This is a genomic window from Hominilimicola sp. (genome assembly GCF_046972485.1).
Lineage (GTDB): Bacteria > Bacillota > Clostridia > UBA1381 > UBA1381 > Hominilimicola > Hominilimicola fabiformis.
In genome coordinates, this window is sequence record NZ_JBKVWU010000166.1 from 1 (window position 1) to 3,990 (window position 3,990).

At 36.3% G+C, this 3,990-nt stretch carries 2 protein-coding genes; both read right to left on the reverse strand.

Going from position 1 to position 3,990, the window contains the following annotated elements; all coding sequences use genetic code 11:
* A partial coding sequence (locus tag ACLTU0_RS11170) for a glycoside hydrolase family 2 TIM barrel-domain containing protein (RefSeq protein WP_412322508.1) occupies positions 1–1,862 on the reverse strand: 1,862 nt, incomplete at its 3' end.
* 8 nt (positions 1,863–1,870) lie between these two features.
* Positions 1,871–3,990 (reverse strand): tetratricopeptide repeat protein (locus ACLTU0_RS11175; RefSeq protein ID WP_412322509.1); only part of this gene is annotated, 2,120 nt, incomplete at its 5' end.

Consider the following 3,990-nt stretch of genomic DNA (forward strand, 5'->3'; position numbering starts at 1 on the left):
GTATCTGTATTTTTAAATATTCTCTTTGCCTTAAATAACGGTACTGCCTCACCGGCAAAGTTTTTAAATTCATCTGGCGAAATCAAGCCTTTACTTTCATAAAACACATCAAGTACGCCGACAGTCGCTGTACTTTGACCTGTGTAATCCGACAGCGACAAAAGTTCAAAACCGCCGAAATCTTTTGTCCTAAGTGCCGCCTCGATATCTTCTTTATAAAGCTTAACAGCTAAGTCGCCCGACGCTTTAATATAATCATTCAATTTATGATACACATTCTTTTCAATCATAAATTTTTTAATTGCGTCAAGGTTTACCGGCAGAATATTGCCTGTATATTTTTCAATCAAGTCAACATCAGGATATACACAATACTGCCCCACTTCAAACGAAATTATAGGTACAGACACATCTTTTACCGCAGAGGAATAATCAAGCGACGTATTTTCAGCCGCCTTATCCTGACAGTTTTGTATTCTGACATTGTGACCGCCTGCCTCATATGCACACAAATAATCTTCACACGGCATAATCGGGTGGTCGAAGTTCGTCGTAAGCGTATAAATTCTTCTGTTATCATAAGCCTTTATGCAAGTGGTTATGTCGTTAAGCATATCAAAATCGCCCATATTTTCATTACCGTTTGAAAACATTATAAACGAAGGGTGATTTCCGTATGTTTTTGAGATATTAATAGCCTCCTGCATAAAATATTGACGGTGTATCGGGTCTTCACCCGTTTCAAGTGCACATACATCATGATTAAGCCATAGCGGCATTTCAACAGATATGTACATTCCTATTTCGTCAGCCGCATTAAAGGCACATTCAGGCGGACACCATGCGTGAAAACGAACGTGATTTAAGCCATAGCTTTTGATAGTCTTGAAATTTTTTCGCCACACCTCAATATCCATAGGCGGATAACCTGTAAGCGGATATATCGCACAATCTATTGTACCGCGCAGAGAAATTTGTCTGTTGTTAAGCAAAATCTTTTTATTTTCCGTTTTTATTGTTCGCATACCGAACTTTACGGATTTTATATCGGTATGACCGTTACATTCATATTTAACTGTTACAGTATATAAATTAGGATTAAATTCGTCCCAATAATCTATTTCGGAAATATCGTATCTGAAATAATCGACTTGTTTTGAATTAAACACCTTCGTTTCAAATATTTTTTCTCCAAGTAAATCTCCTTTTGGTGAAGTGACATTTACGGTAACAGTCGCTTTCTCCGTTTTAAACGGAGAATGTACGTCCGATGTTTCAACGACTTTAAGCGTTATGCCTTTGTCATCTGTATATACTTGAATATTGTCAATATGTTCTTTTTCTTCATATTGCAGTTCAATGCGTCCGATAACACCGTTCCAATATCCTTGCGTATCGACACTGTATCCGCTTGCCATTGTATCAAGGTTTAGCAAATTTCTGTTGTCGATTTTCAGTGTAAACATATGTTCGCCCGGAGTTATTTTGCCTGTTAAATTGTATATGTGAGGTGTGGACAGCTCAATTATTTGTCTGTCTGTTTTCACACCGTCTATCCATAATTCAGATGCTATATTAACTCGCTCCATAAACAGTCTGACAGTTTTACCGTCTGTATCATTCGGAATGTTGACCGTTTTTTGCAGCCAAAGAGGAGCGATATATTCATATCGCTCTCTCGGTGCACGTACAGCCTCTTTTGATATTTTGTCAAAGTATTCTGTTTTTTTGCCTATATGATTATCACAAGTTGAACCCAGAAGATTAAAATTATTATTTTCAAATTTTATGCTGTCTATTGTCTGACTATTGTCAATATCTGTTTTATAATTCCATTTTCCGCTTAAATCTATTGTTTTCATTGTATCACCTATTTTACTATATCTCTGAGTTCTGCGTGGCATTGATTTAATTCAAGTCCTTGTTTTGCATACTTTTGAGCATTATCATTATCACCTATACCCAAATATCCAAGCGCCGCCATAAGATTACAATGTACCTTATTGTTTTTATTTAAGTCACCTTCGAATATCAAGAAATCCGGTAATGATACAGCAAAGTAATCAATTTTCATTTCATCATTCATATGATTATTTGCATACTCAATAAATGCGTTAAATCTCTTTTTAGCCTCGTCTTTATCTCCAAGTGCCTCAATCGCTTTTGCGGAATAATACATCATCTGCGGCGGTTGGTCGTTATAATACATCGCCGAAGAAAGATTAAATTCACCCCTTGCTGCAAGTCTGTATGCCTGTTCGGACTTTTCCTTATCTTCATACAAGTTACCAAGCATATAATATATATCGTTATCCATATTACCGATTAACTTGCCCTCACCTAAATTATACGGATAAACGAGAGCTTTTTCAAGATATTCTATTGCTTTTTCTGTATTTTTTTCTGCTTTAGCCTTATTAATAAGCGCAATTCTGTACTGAGCAGGTATCTTACCTTCACCGCCCTCCCAAGGGTGGAAGTTATGGTTCATAATACGATTGTATGCGTTATCATATTCGCCGTTCATATTAAGCAATGTGATATATTCCGTATATAAATCGTCACGCTTTTCAAGTAAGTCAGAATTTTCATTCATATTTGCCAATCTCTTTTCAAGAGAGAAATTAAGTGTTTTGTACAGTTGATCAAGTTCAAAGAATATTCTTGCGTCACTCTTATCAATACTGAATGCTTTTTCCATTGATTTTAGTGCTAAGACACCGTCTTTTAATTTATTGTAATAAACAAGTGAAAGATTTCTATACACTGTCGGAAGTGTTATATTATCCGCACACTTTTCCCATAATTCTTTTGATTCTTCCCATCTGCCTTTGTCATAGAACAAACAGCCAAGATAATAAGCAGCATAATTACCGCCGTTATATATTGCATTTTCCAATACAGCTATATCTTCAAGTCTGTTCGGGAAACAATACAGGCTGTCAGAATTTTCAGCCTTATCAAGTTCTGATTTGTCATTTGTCAGTGCATACAGATAGTAATGCACCATAGGCTCATTGCCATTCGGTGCAAGTTTTAATATTTCGATTGCGTCATCTGTCAAATATGCTGACATATAGCTAAGTGCAAGTTCGATATAGTTATGATTGTCACCACGCATAACAGCTTGCATTTCGTCTAAGCCGTTACCGGTTATTTTGTAAAGTTCATAATATGCACTGTGATCTAATGCGTCTATATTGCGTGTTTCTTTTGCAAATTCTGTTGCCTCTGCATTTTTTCCGAGTTTTCTGAGCAATGCCGATTTTAAAGTTCTTGCCTTTAAATTATGCATTCCCTTTACAAGCGACTTTTCTATATATTCCAACGCATCATTATAATCACCTCTGCCCGATGCAATACAGGCTAATTGATAAAATGCTTTATCCTGCATATTTCCGTCCCAAACAGCTTTATAAAACGCGTCAAATGCAGTATTGATTTTACCCTGTTTCTTTAATGATAATCCTAAATTATAATACGGTTCACAATCATATGGATTAGGATTTTTCCAAGTTGATGATTTAATAGCCTGTCTGAAATATTTTTCACTTTCTGCAAATCTGCCCTTATTATACAAATACTTTCCGTATCCGTTGTTAAGACGAATATCTGTTTCATCTCGTTTCAATCCCTCAAGGTAATAATCTTCAGGCGAATATGTAGCATGACGGTATTGCTCTAAATGTGTAGCCGCAAGGAACAGTTTTTCGGTTGTCTCCACAAATTGCGGTTCAGGCAATGCCTCTGCCGGATTAGGTGTTTCCTCGTCATTTTCGCCCACAGGAGTGTAGCTTAATAATTTGTTTCCGTCTTTATATACGGCAAGTGTAAGCTTTGTTTCATCTATGTTAGGAATAGAAACACTCTTTGTAAATATATCGGTCGGTGATATGTTTGCTTCTTCTTCAAATACCGTATTTCCGTCATAAGCAAGTTTGATTGTTACATCGCCAAGTTGTATCGGCGAATATACAGTTATGTTAGCCG